Source organism: Legionella anisa (assembly GCF_001467525.1).
In the GTDB taxonomy this organism is placed as follows: Bacteria; Pseudomonadota; Gammaproteobacteria; order Legionellales; family Legionellaceae; genus Legionella; species Legionella anisa.
On sequence record NZ_LNXS01000019.1, the window covers coordinates 241,764 to 259,400 of the forward strand.

A 17,637-nucleotide genomic window follows, 5' to 3' on the forward strand; every position below is an offset into this window, starting at 1 on the left:
TACGCTGTATTACCGCTATTTCTCAACGACCTTTGGTGATGCCTCATTACTTGGTTGTATTTTATTATTGATTATGACGCGACTGCCATTTTTAAGCTTCAATTGACCACTGGTAACCACAATATCTCCCGCGCGCAATCCTTTTAATACAGCAATTTGATCCCCTCGTGTATCGCCAACGGTTACAAAAACCTGTTTGACTACAAGAATGGGTTGATTATTACTGTCTTTTTGTTTGCTTTCTTGAACCAGGTATACAATATCTCCATAAGGGTTAAAGCTAATCGCTGATTGCGGTAACGTCAGATAGCTTTTTTTCATTCCGGCAGCAACCTCAACGCGAGCAAACATACCTGACTTCAATTGAAAATCAGGATTCGGGATAGTCGCTTCGACCAACACATTACGGGTCGCACTGTCTACAATAGGTTCAATGGTAGTGATTTTTCCTTGAAAAAACGTGTCGGGAAACGTATTCGTAGTGAGCTTTACTGTTTGTCCAAGCTCTAACGTCCCTAAATCTTGCTGGGGTAAATAAAAATCAACATAAATCGGATCTAAGGCCTGTAATGTAGTTACAGTATCCCCTACATTAAGATACTGCCCTGGATTAACTCTATTGATCCCTAATTGGCCCGAAAAAGGGGCGCGTATTGTCTTTTTTTCCACAGTTGCGGCTTGTTGTGCCACTTGGGCTTGTAAATTTTTGAGATTCCATTCATCAGCATCTACCGTTTGTTTACTTACTGCATGAACAGCATATTGCGCCTTATTACGTTTATAGATAATTTTTGCTAATTCGACCTGTGCTTGTAATGAATGCAATAATCCAAGTTCAGCCTGCGCATTTAATTGCACCAAAACAGTGTCCTTTTTAACCATTGCACCTGGTGTGAAATAGATCGTCTGTACCATACCCGCAAGCTCTGTTGTTACATTCACACCAAGGCGTGTACGCATACTGCCTACTGCTTTTAAAGAAGGTTGCCATAATGAAGCCTCAACTTTCATCGTGGATACCGTAACTGCAGGTGACTGCGATTTGAGGAAAAATTGATTTCTCATATAGTTACTAAAAGCCTTCCAACCAAAAATCAGGCCGAAAAGAATCCCCACGGAAACTAACATAATAATCATCTGTTTTTTCAAAAAAATTTCTTTCATCATAGACACTCTTTGACACACCAAGGTTTATGCCACCAGCCCCCACCTAAAGCCTGGAATAATGCAGCGGTATCGCTATAGCGTAGAGCCTGTGCTTGAATACGACTAATTCGCGTCTGTTGATACTGCTGTTGTGCGTTTAATAAATTGATGTAACTTACCCCGCCTAAGCGATATTGTTTTAGCGTAAGATTTAAAGCGTCTCGCGCCGCATTTTCGGCTTTTATTTGTGCTTGCAATGTACGTGCATCGACTTCTAATCCTCTTAAAACATCTGCCACATTTTGGAACGCTTGCAATACAGTTTGTTTGTACTGCGCTGCAGTCTGTTGATAAGCTGCTATTGCAGCGCGTCGTTGTGCAAATAAAGCCCCTCCATGGAATAAAGGTTGAACTATTTTTCCAGTTAAAGCCCATACCTCGTGTCTTTTGGTAAAAAGGTTGTCAAACGAGGTATTAAGCCATCCCTCATTGGCAGTAATAGTAAATTTCGGGAATAAATTGGCTGTTGCTACCCCAATTTGGGCACACGCTTCATGAAGTAAGGCTTCAGAAGCGCGCACATCAGGACGTTGACGAACAAGATATGAAGGCAAACTCACAGGCAGCTCTACGGGTAATTTTAAGCGATCCAATTTAAGAATGGGTAAAGGAGCCTCTGGAAAAACACCTACAAGCGTAGATAAAGCGTGTTTAGCCTGAGATAAGTTTTTTTGAAGTGGTGGCAAAGTCGCTTTGGTCTGCTCAAGCAAGGTTTGTTGTGTCAATACATCTTCTTGGGAAACACCTCCTAACCGATATTGCTTGTTTAAAATATCAAGAAGTCCTTGCTCTGCCTTGATTAAATCAACAGTCACTTCAATTTGTGCTTGAAACGATGCCATTGCGACTGAGGTAGTAACAATATTAGAAGTCAAGGTCAAATAAGCAGCAATTACTTGAAATTGCTGATAATCAACCTGGGCTATTAATGCTTCGATTTGCCGTCGTGCCCCCCCAAAAACGTCCAAGGTGTAGGATAAATTAAATGAAGTATAAACGAGATTAAACGTCACACTGTCGGCTGGAATACCTATTTGTAAACCTGAATAACGCTGTCTTTGCACCATCTGACTTGCATCGATTGACGGCCACATCGTATTGCCAATTTGAACTTTGAGATTTTCCTGGGCTTGTCGCAAAGCTGCAGAAGCCGCAGCTAAATTGGGGCTATTGGCTAAGCCCATTCGAATGAGCTGATTCAATTCCGGTGAATGATAAAGCTCCCACCACAATAAAGGAATATCTTTATTAGTAATAAAAGATTGGGCTTGGCCACCTGCTCCAGAAGTACTTACGGTTTTTGCCGGTAGCGGTTTTTCAGTATATTTTTTGACTTTAGGTGGATTGGGTGTATGAAAATTAGGTCCAACCATACACGAAGTTTGCAGCAGCGTGCTTAGCGATATAAGAATAAAAACTTTTAGATGCTGTTTCAAATCAAACACTAAACACAATCCTTTACAAATCATCCAATGAATAACTTATTAATTTATCATGGATTAAAATGGGTTGACAGTTTTAGTGAAACTGAATTGTCATTTTTATTGAGTGCCATTTGCATCCAATACAATTGAATAACAAATGATCATAAAGTATAATTAGTGTCGATTTACCTGTCTATGCCCGTCCAGAATAGATTCATTGAAGTAATGAAGGAAGCGAATATGCCTGCTGTACAAATCACAGGAATGGGATATTATTTACCCAGAAATAAAGTTCTTTCTACAGAACTGGATTTTCAACTTAATTTACCCCAAGGAAGTGTACAAAAAAAATCCGGATTGATTTCACGTCACTTTGCATCTCCAGATGAAACAACCTCTTATATGGGCGCACAAGCAGCATTAGTTGCGGTGCGGCAAGCACACATTAAATTAACGGAAATTGACGCCATCATCAGTGCTTGTGGCGTAGGAGAACAAGCTATTCCTTGTACTTCTGCATTAATTCAAAAACAATTGGGATTGGAACAATCAGGAACGGCCTGTTTTGACGTAAACAGTACGTGTTTAAGTTTTATTAGTGCTTTAGACATTGCATCGTACTTAATTGAGGGAGAACGATATAAACGTGTTCTTATTGTTTCCAGTGACATTGCTTCAGCTGGATTGAATTGGCAAGATATGGAAACGTGCACTATTTTTGGCGACGGAGCTGCCGCATGCGTACTTGAAAAAAGCAATGGAACCAATCGAATTTTATCGTCACATCATGAGACGCACAGTATTGGTTCTACGTTTTGCCAAATTGAAGCGGGCGGTACACGTTTACCAGCAAAAAATCCGTTACAGAATATAGAACAAAGTCTATTTTATATGGAAGGTAAAAAAGTATTCAAACTTGCCTCCAAATTATTAGATAGCCTCATGGAAAATCTTTTAAATAAAGCCAATCTATCTATGAATGACATCGATTGGTTTATCCCCCATCAAGCAAGTTTGCTCGCGATGCATCATGTGCAAAAAAGATTGCATATTCCAACTGAAAAATTCGTTTCAATTTATCCTTTTCATGGAAATCAAATTGCAGCATCCATTCCTACTGCCTTATGCACTTTAATTGACAGCAAACAATTACAACGTGGACAATTAGTCCTGTTAATGGGTACAGGCGCCGGTTTAGCAGCTGGCGGCATAGTTTTGGAGTATTAATATGGCGTGCGTTGTTACCGGAGCAACAGGTTGTCTTGGACTCAATTTGACTCAACGATTAGTCGCAGACGGTCATGAGGTAATCGCTTTAGGACGTAATGAACAGCTTGGTAAAATCCTTACCCAATCTGGCGCACGATTTATAAGCCTGGACTTACTGGATAAAGAGAAATTAAAAAAAGTAGCTCGGGATGCCCAAACCATTTTTCATTGCGCAGCGCTTTCCAGCCCCTGGGGACGGTATAAAGATTTTTATGAAGCCAATGTACAAGGCACCCAACATGTAATTGAAGCAACACCCCCAAATGCCCGATTAGTTCATGTCTCATCACCCAGTATTTATTTTAATTTCACCGAACAACATAATATCAAGGAAGATGCAGCATTACCCTCAAAACCAGCCAACGATTATGTAAAAACCAAATTACTCGCCGAATCTCTAGTCGATAAGGCCTTTCAAGAAAAAAATATGAATGTGATTACTATACGCCCGCGTGCTATTTTCGGTCCTTACGATCGCGCCATTTTACCTCGCATACTTCAGAATGAAAAAAACGGTATCCTACCTATTATTGGGAATGGAGAAAATAGAGTCGATATTACCTATGTCGAAAATGTAGTAGAAAGTTTACTTTTAGCGGCACAGGCAAATCAACAATTTTGCGGTAAAAAGTACAACATAACTAATGGTGAGCCAAAGACTTTAATGACCATTATTTCAGAACTTTTTAGCGCATTGCAAAAACCTTTCATACCTAAATTTATCCCCTACTCAATTGCAAAAACATATGCTGGGTGTATGGAAAAACTCTATAATCTTCCCTTTATCCATAAAGAGCCGCGTTTGACCCGCTACAGTGCCGCGGTTTTATGCATGGGGCAAACCTTAAATATTGAAGCCGCTCAAAAAGATTTAGGTTATCAACCGAAAATTACTATAACTCAAGGAATAGACCGCTTTGCCAAGTGGTATCAAAAATCATGATAGAGTATCAATTATTCGAAGCCGGATATTGCACGCATTGTGCGCGAATGACTTTAAAAAGCGGGCATTGGAAACAATGTGAATACCCCGCAATCTGTGCTTTAATTAAACATCCACACCAAGGTTATATTCTATTTGATACAGGCTATAGCAATCGCTTCAATGAATTAACGCAAAAGTTTCCTTTTTCTATCTACCGGCGCTTAACACCTATGGTGTTAAAAAAATCGCTTAAAGAACAATTAGCAGAAAATAATATTCAAGCCTCGGAGATCAAAGCAATTGTAATTTCTCATTTTCATGCAGATCACATCGGGGGTTTAAAAGACTTCCCTAACGCCCAATTTTTCTGCCATCCTGAAGCCATAAACGACATCCGTCAAAAAACGGGAATAAAAGCATTGATACAAGGATTTTTACCCGGATTACTTCCTAAAGACTTTTATGAACGTTTGGTTGTGTTAAAAAATGAAGTAGCACTCAACCGCAATCTATCACCCTTTACCACCGGATTCGATCTGTTTAGTGACGAACAACTTATTGCCATTCCTTTGCCAGGTCATGCTAAGGGACAAATTGGTTTGTATTTTAAAGCAGCCCAAGAAACCTTTTTAGTTGCAGACAGTTGCTGGCACCAAGAAACCTTTAAAGAATTCATCTTGCCAAGTAACCTCACTTATTTAATTCATGACAATAGAGAGGCTTATCAGCAAACAATCAAGAAATTGCATCAGCTTTTTAAAAATAATAAAGAAATCGATATTATTCCTTCTCATTGCCAACATATACGCGCTCGTCTTTTGGAGAGTCAGCAATGATACTTAGGCTACTTTATTATTACTTTAAGGCACACTTTCTTAGAAAACGTTTCAAATCACGTGACCAATTATCTGCTTATCAGGAAAAACGATTTAAAAAACTCGTTAAAACGACCCTGTATAAATCCCCTTTTTATCAACCCTATTTGAATAAACCACTCAATGAATGGCCAATTATCAACAAAAAAATAATGATGCATCATTTTGATGAGATAAATACGGTAAAAATAAAAAAAGACCACGCATTAAAGCTGGCTTTAAAAGCAGAAAGCACACGTGATTTTTCTGCTTTAATCAATGGGATCGCAGTTGGGCTTTCTTCTGGAACATCCGGAACTCAAGGTTTATTTCTTGCCAATGAGAAAGAACGTGATGCCTGGGCTGGTATTTTGCTGGCTAAAGCATTACCCAAAGGACTCAAGAAAAAAGAGCGCATTGCCTTTTTCCTCAGGGCAAATAGCAGGCTCTATACAACGCTTAGTAAAAGAAAAAAAATTCAATTCCATTTTTTTGATTTACTCAAACATTTCGAGGCCCATATTGATCGTTTAAATGAAATACAGCCCACTATTATCTCAGCGCCAGCCTCTGTATTACTCGCTTTAGCCAAAGAAAAACACCGCTTATCAATTACCCCTGAAAAAATATTTGCTGTTGCAGAAGTTTTGGAAAAACGCGATGAACACATTATCAGCCATGCCTTTCAATGTCAGGTGGCACAAGTGTATCAATGCACCGAAGGTTTTTTAGCCATCAGTGATAAAAAAAGTAATCATTTATTAATGAATGAAGAATATGTAATTATTGAAAAAGAATGGCTGGATGAAAAACGATTTGTTCCTATTATCACCGATCTGCTACGTACGACCCAACCAATCATTCGCTATCGTTTAGATGATGTCTTAATTGAAGAACAATCAAATGGAGTTTTTACTCGGTTGGCAGGAATTGAAGGCCGCGTAGGTGATATTTGTTATGCGACCCAAAATAATAAAGTGCTACCTCTTTTTGCTGACCTAATTCGCCAGAAAATGGCCTCCTTTCCTTTTGAATTCGATGATTACACTATCCAGCAACATGCCTTAAATCACTTCACGATCCAAATCAGTCCTGATTTATCAGAAAAAGAAGCATTAATTGCTCATCTAAACGAGCTATTTTACTCACAAAATTACGATATACCTTCATGGCAATGGCAACCTTTTATAAAAAAGGAGTTGGGGGCAAAAAATCGAAGAATTCAAACTCTATTCAAAATTACACCTTCAAAGTAGATTTTGGATATAGAGCTTGACGATGAGTCAGCAACAGAATACTCCCTATAGCATCTATATGAATCTTAGTCACATCTCTGAGAAAACCAGTCCAACTCAACTCTGATATCCCGCCCCCTTGACTTGTCCGCGGACTCCAGAAGAACTGCACTGGACCCCGCGGAAAAACCGCGGGGTATGGGCAAAGATGTGTGATCAAAAGACAGATAGCATAAGAGGTAAGAGAAGATATTATCGCGATGCTCTTTGAATATCTTTACCCACATTGGATACGTCTTTTCCAAAACCGTGAACTGTTCCACATGAACTTAGTAAGCCCATTGTTGTAAGACAAATACTTACGATTGCTATTTTTTTCAGAATGTTCATCGTTTTTCCCCTCTCTTTTTGTTTTTAAAATTTTCCTTTATGTAGATTATTCTAGACCATATTTTTATAAAATTAGAAATTAATAATAAGTTTAAGTAGGCCCTAATATGATCATTAATATATTTTCCAAAAAATCTTCAATTTCATGCATCTAAAGGGAAATAAATTTTGGATATATTTTCTCAGATAGGTTGCTGGCTGCTGGATTTTGTTTTTGTTAATTGTTTTGTATTCAATACTTCCCTATAATCGCAGCGGATTTAATAATAAAAAAGGGGCTCAGTTATGAAAAAATGGATGGTACTGGCGACAACCAGCTTGATGATGATGAATGCACACGCCGATAAATCTTGGTGTGGTTATAAAGATTATTTTCGCTTAAGTGATGCATCCCATCCTGGTATTTATGTTGTCAGTGGATTTAACGATCAGGATGTTATTCTTCAATTAATTGGTCCTCGCAGTTTTGAAATCAGAGACTCATTCGCATGTCGCAGCGGCTATGCTCATGTTACTGTTGCCTATGATGCCGAGAATTGGTGTGTTCTTGATATTAAAGATGGTCCGTTGATGAACCACCCAACTGTTAGCGCTTCGTGTAACGGAATTCGCTATATTGATACAGTATACGATGGCATTGGCAGCTACTCTTATACCATTAATCTTGATTAATACAGCAAACTGTTGATTAGGATAAAGGCTTAAGGGACTACCTTTATCCATAGCCTATTTCTACCGTAGCTTAGAATAAGGTGTTGTCTTAGTTTTTCTCTTACCCATATCTAAAGACCAACCACCCCCCAAAGCTTTAATTAACTGAACACTGGCAATTTGTCGGCGAGTGCGGATGTTGACTAATGAAAGTTCTGATTGTAATGCAGTATTTTCTACAACCACAACCTGCAGAAAAGTAACAAGCCCTCCTTTATACCGATACAACTCTTGATCCCAAGCCCGTTTGGCCGCACGAGCCGCTGCTTTTTGAGTCCGATATTCTTTATCAAGCTGATGAATCGCAATCAGATTATCCTCTACTTCCTGGAATGCAGTTAATACTGTTTGTCGATACGTAGCAACTGTTTCAAAATACTGAGCTTTAGCCTGATTTAATAAACCTCGCAATCGACCGCCATCAAAAAGTGTTACTTGTGCCACAGGTTGACTTAAACTCAATAAGCTCTGAGGACCAAGTGACCAAAAAAGGCTTGGTTTTGAGATGAGATTCGCGAGACTCTGGCTTTGAAAACCAGCACTTCCCGTTAATTCAATCACAGGAAAAAAAGCAGCTCGTGCTACGCCAATATTTGCATTCGCAGCTTGAACCCTGGATTCCGCAGCAATGAGATCAGGTCGTCTATCCAGAATAGTTGATGGTATATTAGGCGCTATTTCCAGGAAAATTCTGGGTGATTTAGCAGGAGATATGGAAAAATTACTGGGTATTTCTCCAACTAATACTGCGATTGCATGTTCAAGTTGAGCTCGTTGTAAGCGTATGTCTTCTGCCTGGGTTTTTGCATTCTCAAGCTGAGTTTCTGCTTCATCTACATCAGCGATAGGCGCTGCCCCTCCTTGATAACGATTTTTGGTTAAATAAAGAGCCTCTTGATAGGCAACAACGGTCGTATCTAAGATACGTTGCGCTTCATCACTGCCTCTTAATGCAAAATAAGTATTTGCAAGCTCTGCTTGTAAACTCAAACGAATCGAAGCCATATCCGCAGCACTTGCATTCGCACTACGTTCACTGGCAATAACCGAATTGCGGATACTTCCCCACGCATCCAGTTCATAAGAGAGAAAACCACCCAGCAAAAATTGATTAAAAACAGACGTACTTGCAGGATTCGCAACTGTTCGTGAATTTTGTTGTCTATCCGCATTGGATATTCCTTGAATCGTGGGGAAAAAATAGGATCGAGCAACTTGTACTAACGAAACCGCCTCCTGAAAATGAGCGTAAGCCAATTTCAAATCTTGGTTTGCTTTATTCAGTTGATTTTCCAAATCATTTAATACTGGATCATGAAAAGCGTGCCACCAACCATTTGGAGCGACAATTCGTGGTGTAGATTTAATTTCCACCCATTGACCTGGTTCCTTGAAGTGTTCTGGAATAGGCATGGCAGGACGATGGTATTGGGGAGCGAAAGAACAACCTGTCAATGCAAAAACGAGTATACCAATACCAATAGACTTCGTTCCAAATACTGCTTCAGCGGAAAATTGCCTCTTCAGTATGGTGCTCAAATTCTCATGCGATCTCATGGATACAGTTTTGTGCTCCGTTTTTCCTTGCACTTTTCTCACTTCAGTGCATTTGGAAAAAAATCGAATCAATTTTTTCATGCAACAACTCGCACAGTTTCCCCGTTTCTAATTGCATCTGGAGGATTAAGTACAACGCGATCCCCGGGTAATACCCCCGTAGCAATTTCAACTGTTGAGCCAAAATCACGTCGAAGAGTAACGGACTTTAAGACAATCTTATTGTCTTTATCTAATGTTGCTACCTGTAATCCTGGTGCCTGAAAGAGCAAAGTATTGACAGGTAAAATAACCGTTTTAGGAGGAATAGGTAAAATAAACCAAACTTCAGTATAGCTACCAGGCAACAATTCTTCATTTTTGTTCGGAGTAACAAATTGAGCGAGTAACGTACGTGTCTTAGGATCAATCGCTTGTGCTGTTTCAAATAGTTTGGCCGGAAAAACTTGCTTGGGGTGCTCTGCAAAATGGAGCTCGACGGTCATATCCGGTTTAATTCGAGAAGAAAAATATTGGGGAATTTTGACATAAATTCGCAGGGGTTTTGTTTGGGCAATACGAAATAAGGGTGGTGCTGTTGAACTACTCCCAGCATCAATTAAATCACCAATATCTGTAGCTCGAGCGGTGATGACTCCATCAAAAGGCGCTATAACACGTTGAAACCCAACTAACTCTTGTAAATGTTGTAAATTAGCCTTTGCGGCAAACATCGCAGCGTCTAAAGCTGCAGCCGTACTTACTTTTTCGTCCGTTTCCTGCTGAGAAACAGATTTCGTTTTTACTAAATTGAGCCAACGCTTTGCAGTAATTTGTGCCAATTGATTGTTCGCTATTGCGGTCTCCAAATCAGCTCTTGCTTGACGTTCCTGTGCATCAAGCTCAGGCGTTTCAATAACCGCAAGCAAATCACCTTGTTTCACATGACTACCAATATCTACATACCATTTTTTTATATAACCATTAGCACGTGCAAAAATAGGCGATTCATGCCAGGCCTGCACATTTCCTGGTAAAATAATTTTTTCCACTCCTTTCTCTTGCTCTGCTGTCATCACGCGGACTACTGGAACAGCAGCCGCAAGAGTCTCATTACGTAAACTGATTGCTGCGGAAACACGTAAAATCATTATCATTAAAACAATGACTACAAGAACCGCAATAGCGATAATAAGTCGTCTATGCTTGTGACCCTTTATATGCGAGTGAATTGTTTTAAGCATGTTCCTTCCTTTGCGTCTTTTTCAATTTGCGTTGATGAATGACGTAAAAAACAGCCGGGACAAAAAAGAGTGTCGCCATCGTTGCAAAAGATAGCCCCCCAATTACTGCCCTTCCTAATGGAGCGTTCTGCTCACCACCATCCCCCAGGCCCAGTGCCATAGGAAACATACCAATAATCATGGCTAATGCAGTCATCATTACGGGGCGTAAGCGGGTCTTTCCTGCTTCAAGCGCCGCGTTCATTGGATCATTTTCCATTGCAAGATGATCTCGAGCAAAACTAATAATGAGGATGCTATTCGCTGTTGCAACCCCCATACACATAATTGCTCCTGTTAGGGCAGGCACGCTTAATGGAGTATGGGTAATAAATAACATCCAAGCAATTCCCGCAATAGCTGCAGGTAAGGCAGTGATAATAATAAAGGGGTCAATCCAGGATTGAAAGTTAATAACAATCAACAGATAAACTAATAAAATTGAGAATGCTAATCCCCAATACAACCCATTGAATGCATGTTCTTTCGTATCAATCTGACCACGAATAGCGACCGAAGAGCCTCTAGGCAAATCTTTTTGCGTGTCCTGAATAATTCTTTGGATGTCTTTAGTCACTGCTCCTAAATCTCTATCTTGTATCGAAGAAAAAATATCAATCACTGGCTGAACATTATAATGTGACTCCACAACTGAAGTCACAGTACGCTTCAGTTTTGCAAAAGAACCTAAAATTTGCTGCTGGCTAGGTAGTGTGACACTTCCAAACGGAATATTCAGCAAATCATTTAATGAAGTCATCACATATTGCGGTGCTTGAGTAACAATCGGATAAGAAACTCCATTCCTAGGGTCCAGCCAAAATGTAGGTGTGGTTTGAAAACTACCCGATAGAGTAACCAACAAATCAGTAGCGACATTGAACTGGGTAAATCCAAGTTCTTTTGCCATGCTACGATCCACATCCACAAAAAATTCAGGATAATTATTAGATTGTCTTATTCGTACATCAGTAAGACCTGGGACCCTTTTTAACTGATTCATCAGCTGATTAGCATAGTGCGCATTGTCTTTTTCTTTTAAGCCAATAACCTGAATGTTAATGGGTGATGGCAAACCAAAATTGATAATTTGATTTACGATATCTGCGGGTAAAAATGCGAAAGTAACTTGTGGAAAACGATCCCTTAGAACTGATCTTAATTGATGCACATAATCCGAACTGGGTCTATGCCCAGCTTTCAAGGAAATTAAAATGTCCGCATCTTCCGGGCCGTTCGTTGCCGAGTTGCTGTAGGATAAATTAATTCCACTTACCGGCAAACCAATATTATCAACAATACTTCCCAAATCCACGGGGGGTATTATTTGGCGAATTACTGTATCAATATTATCTACTATGCGTGCTGTTTCTTCTACTCGAGTTCCTGTCGGGGCACTAATATGTAATTTAATTTGTCCTGCATCCACATCAGGAAAAAAGTTTGAACCAAGCCACGGCCAGAGCAATATTAGTGAAATGCCAACAAAACCTAAAAAACAGGAAATAAAAACTTTCGTATTATTCAATACCCAAGATAGTGACTCAGCATACCGCGAGCGTAATAAGGTAAATTTTTTTTCGAATGCTTCATGTAGGCGAGCAAGCCGACTCTTATTTTTCTCTTCTTCTATCAGTTCATGCTTGTGTAACCAATACTTTGCTAAGGTAGCAACAAGTGTGCGTGATAAAATATAAGACATAAGCATGGCAAAAATTACTGCTTCAGCTAAAGGCACAAATAAATATTGAGCAACGCCCCCCAAATAAAACATAGGTACGAAAACAATACAAATACATAAAGTCGATACAAGAGCAGGTATTGCAATCTGTTTCGCGCCATCAAGAATAGCCTGTTCTACTTCCTTGCCTTGCTCCAAATTCCAGTTAATGTTTTCAATAGCAACCGTAGCATCATCAACTAAAATACCCACAGCAAGAGCCAAACCACCCAAGGTCATAATATTGATTGTCTCACCTAAAGCAGAAAGAATAGTAATCGATGCAATAATAGATAAGGGAATAGACAAAGTGATAATCAAAGTGCTACGTATACTGCCTAAAAAGAGTAAAATCATAAGTCCCGTTAATGCTGCAGCAATTACACCCTCAGTAATAACACCCCGGATAGCGGCAGTCACAAAGATTGATTGATCCGCAAAATAAGATAAGTTAAGCCCCTTCGGGAGCATCTCCTTAACTTTGGGCATTAAAGCTTTTACCCGATTAACGATCTCTAAAGTAGATGCACTCCCCGTTTTTTGAATTGACATCATTACCGCCCGTTGTCCGTCTACTCGCACTATATTGGTTTGCGGTGCAAACCCATCACGAACATGAGCAACATCACGGATATACAAAATTCGGCCTGGGGTAGATTTAACCGGTGCGTCATTTAAATCAACTGCTGAAAGCGGGCTACCATTTAATTTGACGATGTATTCATACTGACCTATTTTTTGTGTCCCTGCAGGTATAATGAGGTTTTGAGCAAGAATGGCATTATTAACCTCTTGTGCAGAAACCCCATACGTTTGCATTGCAGGAATGTCCAAATCGACCTGGATTTGACGTACTTTTCCTCCATAAGGATACGGTAATGCTGCTCCTTGTACTGTTGCAAGTTGCGTACGAAGAAAATTATTTCCCAAATCATTTAACTTCTGTTCCGGGATCGTCGCGCTTGACAATACAAGTTGTAAAACAGGAACCGTTGAGGCTTTATAGTTTAGTATCAATGGCGGTAAAGTCCCCGGCGGCAAATTACGCAGCATCGTTTGTGCAATTGCCGTGACCTGGCTCAAAGCCATATCGACATTCACATTGGGGTGGAAGAACAATTTGACCACGCTGACGCCAATGAGTGATTCGGACTCAATATGTTCAATATCATTCACTGTAGTCGTTACCGCACGTTCAAACACACTCGTAATGCGGTTACCCATTTCATCGGGCGGTAAACCAGTGAAACTCCATACAACACTCACAACAGGAATATTGATGTCAGGAAAAATATCTGTAGGAGTCCGCATTATTGCCAAAGGCCCAATGATAAGAAGCATTAAGGCCATGACAATAAACGTGTAAGGTCGCGAAAGTGCAATCCATACAATCCACATAAATATCCATATCAACTAATCTAAAAGGAGATCCATTATATCAATGAAACACATAAAATTTTAAGAATAAACTGGAGTTTTTTTAATCCCTTCTATCCGAATGAAATAATCCCGATTGAGCTTCTGTACCCTTACTCTACACTTCCAAGCAGATTGAGTTGGGAATTAAGTTAAATTTTTGTGGGCTGACTAAATTAGAGAAGGGTTAGTTAAATTTTGAAGAATGTTCACTTTCTTGATCATCATCTTGAATCGGCGGTTCAGGATTAATTTCTTCTTCTGCTATTTCTTTCTCCTTATCCTGCGGTAATTGAATCATTTCTATATTTTCCTTTTTTTTATTACCTAGCAGGAGAAGCATTAATTGATCTGAAGAGGGGGCTGGTTTTTCCGCTTTAATTACCGCTGAGTTATTTTCATGAAAAAGTAGCCCATCTTTTAAAAATGCTCTTACAAACTGTTCTGTCATTTGTTGGCCATCACTGAACGTATAATCAGGATGCGCGTCCATTATAAATGGTAGCGCCCTATTTACATCGAAAGCAACATCTAATTTCTTAATTTCGCGCTCTATCTCTGCCTGATCCTCTGGAGTAAAAACAACTTCTTCATCTATATGTAAATGAGTCATTTTATAAGTATTTCCCTTTTTTACCTCACGAAGGGCCGTCTTATATTCATTGTAAAGAGCATTATAATCCTCATAGTTATTGATACCTTTTATCCATTTTTCCTCCGCAAAATCTTTAATATATTCTGATACAAAAGTCTGCATTGCAACATCAGCTGTCATACTTGGTTGATCTCTGATCTCTAAAAACTTGTAAGCGGATTCTATTTGTCCATCAAGACAATAACCTAAAAAATTACTACTCCATTCGAATAATAAATCAGTCTTTTTGGCTCTCTCATACTGTGCAATAAAAGAGTCAATGATGGCATTTAAACCACTTTTTAAGTCAACATGGGAATACGCTTCATTGAGAGGAGCATAGGGATCAATGTGAAGTGGAATGCCCCTTATATACAGTAGACTAGGTTGTGTAAGATCCGCTTTTATATTTGCGTATCCTTTTTCAATGTATTTATTTTTATTATTTTCTAGTTCATGAATAGCGGCAAGTAAATTTAAAAAATTTGAATTATTAATTCCTTTTTCTTCACATTCCTTAATAATATTTGTCTAAGGCTGAAGCACGACTTACGTTACTTCCACTTTCGTTACCATCCTTTAAATTTTTTATCTCTTGATCGATTTTTTTTATTGCTCTTTCCTCAAATGTTTCTTCTCTTCCAAAACTAGGCACTTTTATTTGCCTGAATTGCTTTGTGATCCACCAATAGGATTCATATTGGAAAAAATCGAGAAGTCCTCGATCTAATGATTTGGATAGGCCTGCATCTAAAGGAGGAAACTTTTCTATTAAATCATTAAATTCCTTTTTTTTCACCCAGGAGCTAAATTTATTACGAGGGTATTTCATACTAAAATCTTCCAAAAAATCTTTTAAGGATCGCTGCCCTTCATATCCAAATCCTTGTGGTGTTTCTTTTTCCAATTCTTTTAAAAATTCCTTTACATCATGTGTTTTTCGTCCCATATTTTTTAACGCATATTTCAAACTCTGCTTTTGGTTAAAAGCCAACTCTGATAATTCATTTTCTTTTCTTTTCACATTTGCTAGATCTTCATTTGCGGTTACCAATAATCCTGTTAATCGAATCACCTCCTCCTCATTTCTTTTAGGTAATTTAAATCCTTGGACAGGTTTTATATCACCACAAATAACTTCAATGATATTGGCCGAAGTATGTACCCCACAGCTTATTTGATCTCTTTGTTGCGCCCCAGAAGCACAAATAGTATTATAACCTTCCAAAACTCCTTTATCGATACAATTAGAAACTTGTTTCATTGCCTCGTCATAATCTTCTCCTAAGGAATCCATTATAGGTATTGTTTTAGTCTCCCTATCAATAATCACACTAACTGAATGGGTTCCTCCGCGCGTAGGTAACGAGAAAAAAACATAACGCGGTTTATTTATAGTAAAATCAATATTTTTTTTGCTAATTGTTCTGATAAGTCAAAATGCTTACCTACTTTATCAGGACCTACCATAAGCTCAATAAAATCATCGATACCCATATCCCTAAGCACCTGGGCAGCACCATTTACTATGGAAGCATTATCGAAATCTATATGAGTTTCTCTATATTTATTACCTCGATCTAATTGTTCATTCTTAGGTAATATATCAAAAGAACGGTATTTGATAGGCATATAACGTCCATGTTGTGCATATTTAATACAATTATAGTATAAATATAACGTTGAAATGGCAGTCAAATGAAGGGTGCTGTGTATGATGTTGATTTACAGGAAAAATTTTAGTTCAATGATGCAGATAGTCTTATAGTAAGTTCCGTCGAGACATCAGCGCGCATTTCGGGTTCGTTTCTAACTGAGGTCAAACTCCTGACCACAACGGACAAAACCAGCAAAACCATGCGATTGGCCATCAGGTAACTCTCCATCATTGTAGTGATATAACCAGAGCTTTGCTTTAATCTTTGGATCTAAGGTAACTAACTGATTGAAATGGGAATGTACGCCGCTGGGGGTTTCCATAGTTTCGCAATCGTGAAAAATAAGCGTTGCATTTCGATAATATTTTTCAAAACGCTCTGGAGTAAACCGTGCATCAGTAGTAATGAAGAATGTTTTTCCTTTATAGCCAATGGCCAAACCATAGCTTGGCATCAGCTTGTTATTGGAATAAATATGAATGGTTTGAACTAAATTCAGTTTCAACCCTTCCCAATTAAAAATGTGCTCATCATTGATTAAATGAACCAAAAAATAATCACTCAGAATTGCCTCTCTATCATCAAGTGTTTTCAATCCTCCACTTAAGCTATGCTCCCATAACCGATGAACTAAATCTTTATGAATGATTAACTCAGGTGGTCCATTAGAAGAAGCAAACTTACGTTGAAAAGCAAACCATTCGATCCCGCCTATATGATCAGCATGTAAATGACTAATATAAACCGCATCAATATCTTGAGGAAGATATCCTGCTTTAGTTAATGAAAAACGGATGTCCGTACCACAATCTATCAATAGTTTTTTACCACTATCCGTTAGAAGTAGCATATTTGATTGAAAATTCCCGAAATCCGTTCCAATACCGCTACCCGCCCCTAAAAATAACAATTTCATTAATTAATCCCTGAACTAAGTTAAGGATCAAGTCCGAGCTTGTCCTAAAAATCCCTAATAAACAGATATCTTCTTCATTAAAGAATAGCATTTAAAATTAGTTATTAGAAATAGCTCAAGTATTATAAATGAGCTATCCTCAATGTAAGTAGATGAGCCAAAACGAGAGAAACGTGCTAGGAAAACTCTATCTTAAAAACACGCGCCTTCTATATTTTTTTTTCTTCTTTCTAGCAATCACGCTTGCGAGTCTTATCCTTTGTTTGTTTGCATTAAAACACATTGCTGTCCAAGAAGTTCTCGATGGAAATGAACGTTATCAATTGTATTCGTTAGCGAACCAACTTCGCCAGAGTTCTGATGATTTAACTGAGATGTCGCGTCTTTATGTAATCACCGGCGAAAAAAAATATTATGATAACTATAATTAAACCTTAGCGATCCGTAATGGTACCTCACC

General features: G+C 38.7%; 16 protein-coding genes. 6 read left to right on the plus strand and 10 right to left on the minus strand.

What is annotated here, in order from left to right; genetic code table 11:
• Positions 1 to 15: 15 nt before the first annotated feature.
• Complete coding sequence (locus Lani_RS05280; RefSeq protein ID WP_040522532.1) at positions 16 to 1,164, minus strand: efflux RND transporter periplasmic adaptor subunit; 1,149 nt, start codon at positions 1,162 to 1,164, stop codon at positions 16 to 18.
• Positions 1,164 to 2,651 carry an efflux transporter outer membrane subunit gene (locus tag Lani_RS05285; RefSeq protein WP_019233419.1) on the minus strand — a complete coding sequence of 496 codons (1,488 nt, stop codon included), beginning with the start codon at positions 2,649 to 2,651 and terminating at the stop codon, positions 1,164 to 1,166. The genes Lani_RS05280 and Lani_RS05285 overlap by 1 nt, the downstream gene beginning before the upstream one ends.
• Before the next feature lie 219 nt (positions 2,652 to 2,870).
• Between Lani_RS05285 and Lani_RS05290 the strand changes: the two genes are divergently transcribed.
• The 4 genes from Lani_RS05290 to Lani_RS05305 are packed head-to-tail and all read left to right on the plus strand — an operon-like array spanning position 2,871 to position 6,934.
• A complete protein-coding gene (locus tag Lani_RS05290) occupies positions 2,871 to 3,857 on the plus strand; it encodes a beta-ketoacyl-ACP synthase III (RefSeq protein WP_019233418.1) in 987 nt (328 codons plus the stop codon).
• Position 3,858: 1 nt separating this feature from the next.
• A complete protein-coding gene (locus Lani_RS05295; protein WP_019233417.1) occupies positions 3,859 to 4,842 on the plus strand; it encodes an NAD-dependent epimerase/dehydratase family protein in 984 nt (327 codons plus the stop codon).
• On the plus strand, positions 4,839 to 5,660 hold the full coding sequence (locus Lani_RS05300) for an MBL fold metallo-hydrolase (protein WP_019233416.1): 822 nt from the start codon (positions 4,839 to 4,841) through the stop codon (positions 5,658 to 5,660). The genes Lani_RS05295 and Lani_RS05300 overlap by 4 nt, the downstream gene beginning before the upstream one ends.
• Positions 5,657 to 6,934, plus strand: coding sequence for a F390 synthetase-related protein (locus Lani_RS05305; protein ID WP_019233415.1), 1,278 nt, complete (start codon positions 5,657 to 5,659; stop codon positions 6,932 to 6,934). The genes Lani_RS05300 and Lani_RS05305 overlap by 4 nt, the downstream gene beginning before the upstream one ends.
• Positions 6,935 to 7,165: 231 nt before the next feature.
• On the opposite strand, the gene Lani_RS19675 is transcribed toward Lani_RS05305, so the two are convergent.
• Complete coding sequence (locus Lani_RS19675) at positions 7,166 to 7,303, minus strand: entericidin A/B family lipoprotein (RefSeq protein WP_081595161.1); 138 nt, start codon at positions 7,301 to 7,303, stop codon at positions 7,166 to 7,168.
• A gap of 285 nt (positions 7,304 to 7,588) precedes the next feature.
• On the opposite strand from Lani_RS19675, the gene Lani_RS05310 reads away from it, so the two are divergent.
• Positions 7,589 to 7,975 (plus strand): hypothetical protein, encoded by a 387-nt coding sequence (locus tag Lani_RS05310; protein WP_019233414.1) that lies wholly within the window; start codon positions 7,589 to 7,591, stop codon positions 7,973 to 7,975.
• Positions 7,976 to 8,035: 60 nt separating this feature from the next.
• Here Lani_RS05310 and Lani_RS05315 read toward each other — a convergent pair whose 3' ends face one another.
• From Lani_RS05315 to Lani_RS05345, 7 genes are all read right to left on the minus strand, one after another.
• Complete coding sequence (locus Lani_RS05315) at positions 8,036 to 9,652, minus strand: efflux transporter outer membrane subunit (protein WP_019233413.1); 1,617 nt, start codon at positions 9,650 to 9,652, stop codon at positions 8,036 to 8,038.
• A complete protein-coding gene (locus Lani_RS05320) occupies positions 9,649 to 10,794 on the minus strand; it encodes an efflux RND transporter periplasmic adaptor subunit (RefSeq protein ID WP_019233412.1) in 1,146 nt (381 codons plus the stop codon). The genes Lani_RS05315 and Lani_RS05320 overlap by 4 nt, the downstream gene beginning before the upstream one ends.
• Positions 10,787 to 13,951 (minus strand): efflux RND transporter permease subunit, encoded by a 3,165-nt coding sequence (locus Lani_RS05325; RefSeq protein ID WP_019233411.1) that lies wholly within the window; start codon positions 13,949 to 13,951, stop codon positions 10,787 to 10,789. Before Lani_RS05325 ends, Lani_RS05320 begins: the two co-directional genes overlap by 8 nt.
• Positions 13,952 to 14,156: 205 nt before the next feature.
• Complete coding sequence (locus Lani_RS05330) at positions 14,157 to 14,744, minus strand: hypothetical protein (RefSeq protein WP_019233410.1); 588 nt, start codon at positions 14,742 to 14,744, stop codon at positions 14,157 to 14,159.
• 376 nt (positions 14,745 to 15,120) lie between these two features.
• Positions 15,121 to 15,900, minus strand: a complete 780-nt coding sequence (locus Lani_RS05335) for a HEPN domain-containing protein (RefSeq protein WP_019233409.1) — start codon at positions 15,898 to 15,900, stop codon at positions 15,121 to 15,123.
• Positions 15,901 to 15,995: 95 nt separating this feature from the next.
• Entirely contained in the window at positions 15,996 to 16,235 is a 240-nt protein-coding gene (locus Lani_RS05340; protein ID WP_019233408.1) for a hypothetical protein, read from the minus strand.
• A 177-nt stretch (positions 16,236 to 16,412) separates the two neighbouring features.
• Entirely contained in the window at positions 16,413 to 17,177 is a 765-nt protein-coding gene (locus Lani_RS05345; protein ID WP_019233407.1) for an MBL fold metallo-hydrolase, read from the minus strand.
• A 152-nt stretch (positions 17,178 to 17,329) separates the two neighbouring features.
• Between Lani_RS05345 and Lani_RS20730 the strand changes: the two genes are divergently transcribed.
• Complete coding sequence (locus tag Lani_RS20730; protein ID WP_223499504.1) at positions 17,330 to 17,608, plus strand: hypothetical protein; 279 nt, start codon at positions 17,330 to 17,332, stop codon at positions 17,606 to 17,608.
• The last annotated feature ends 29 nt before the right edge of the window (positions 17,609 to 17,637 follow it).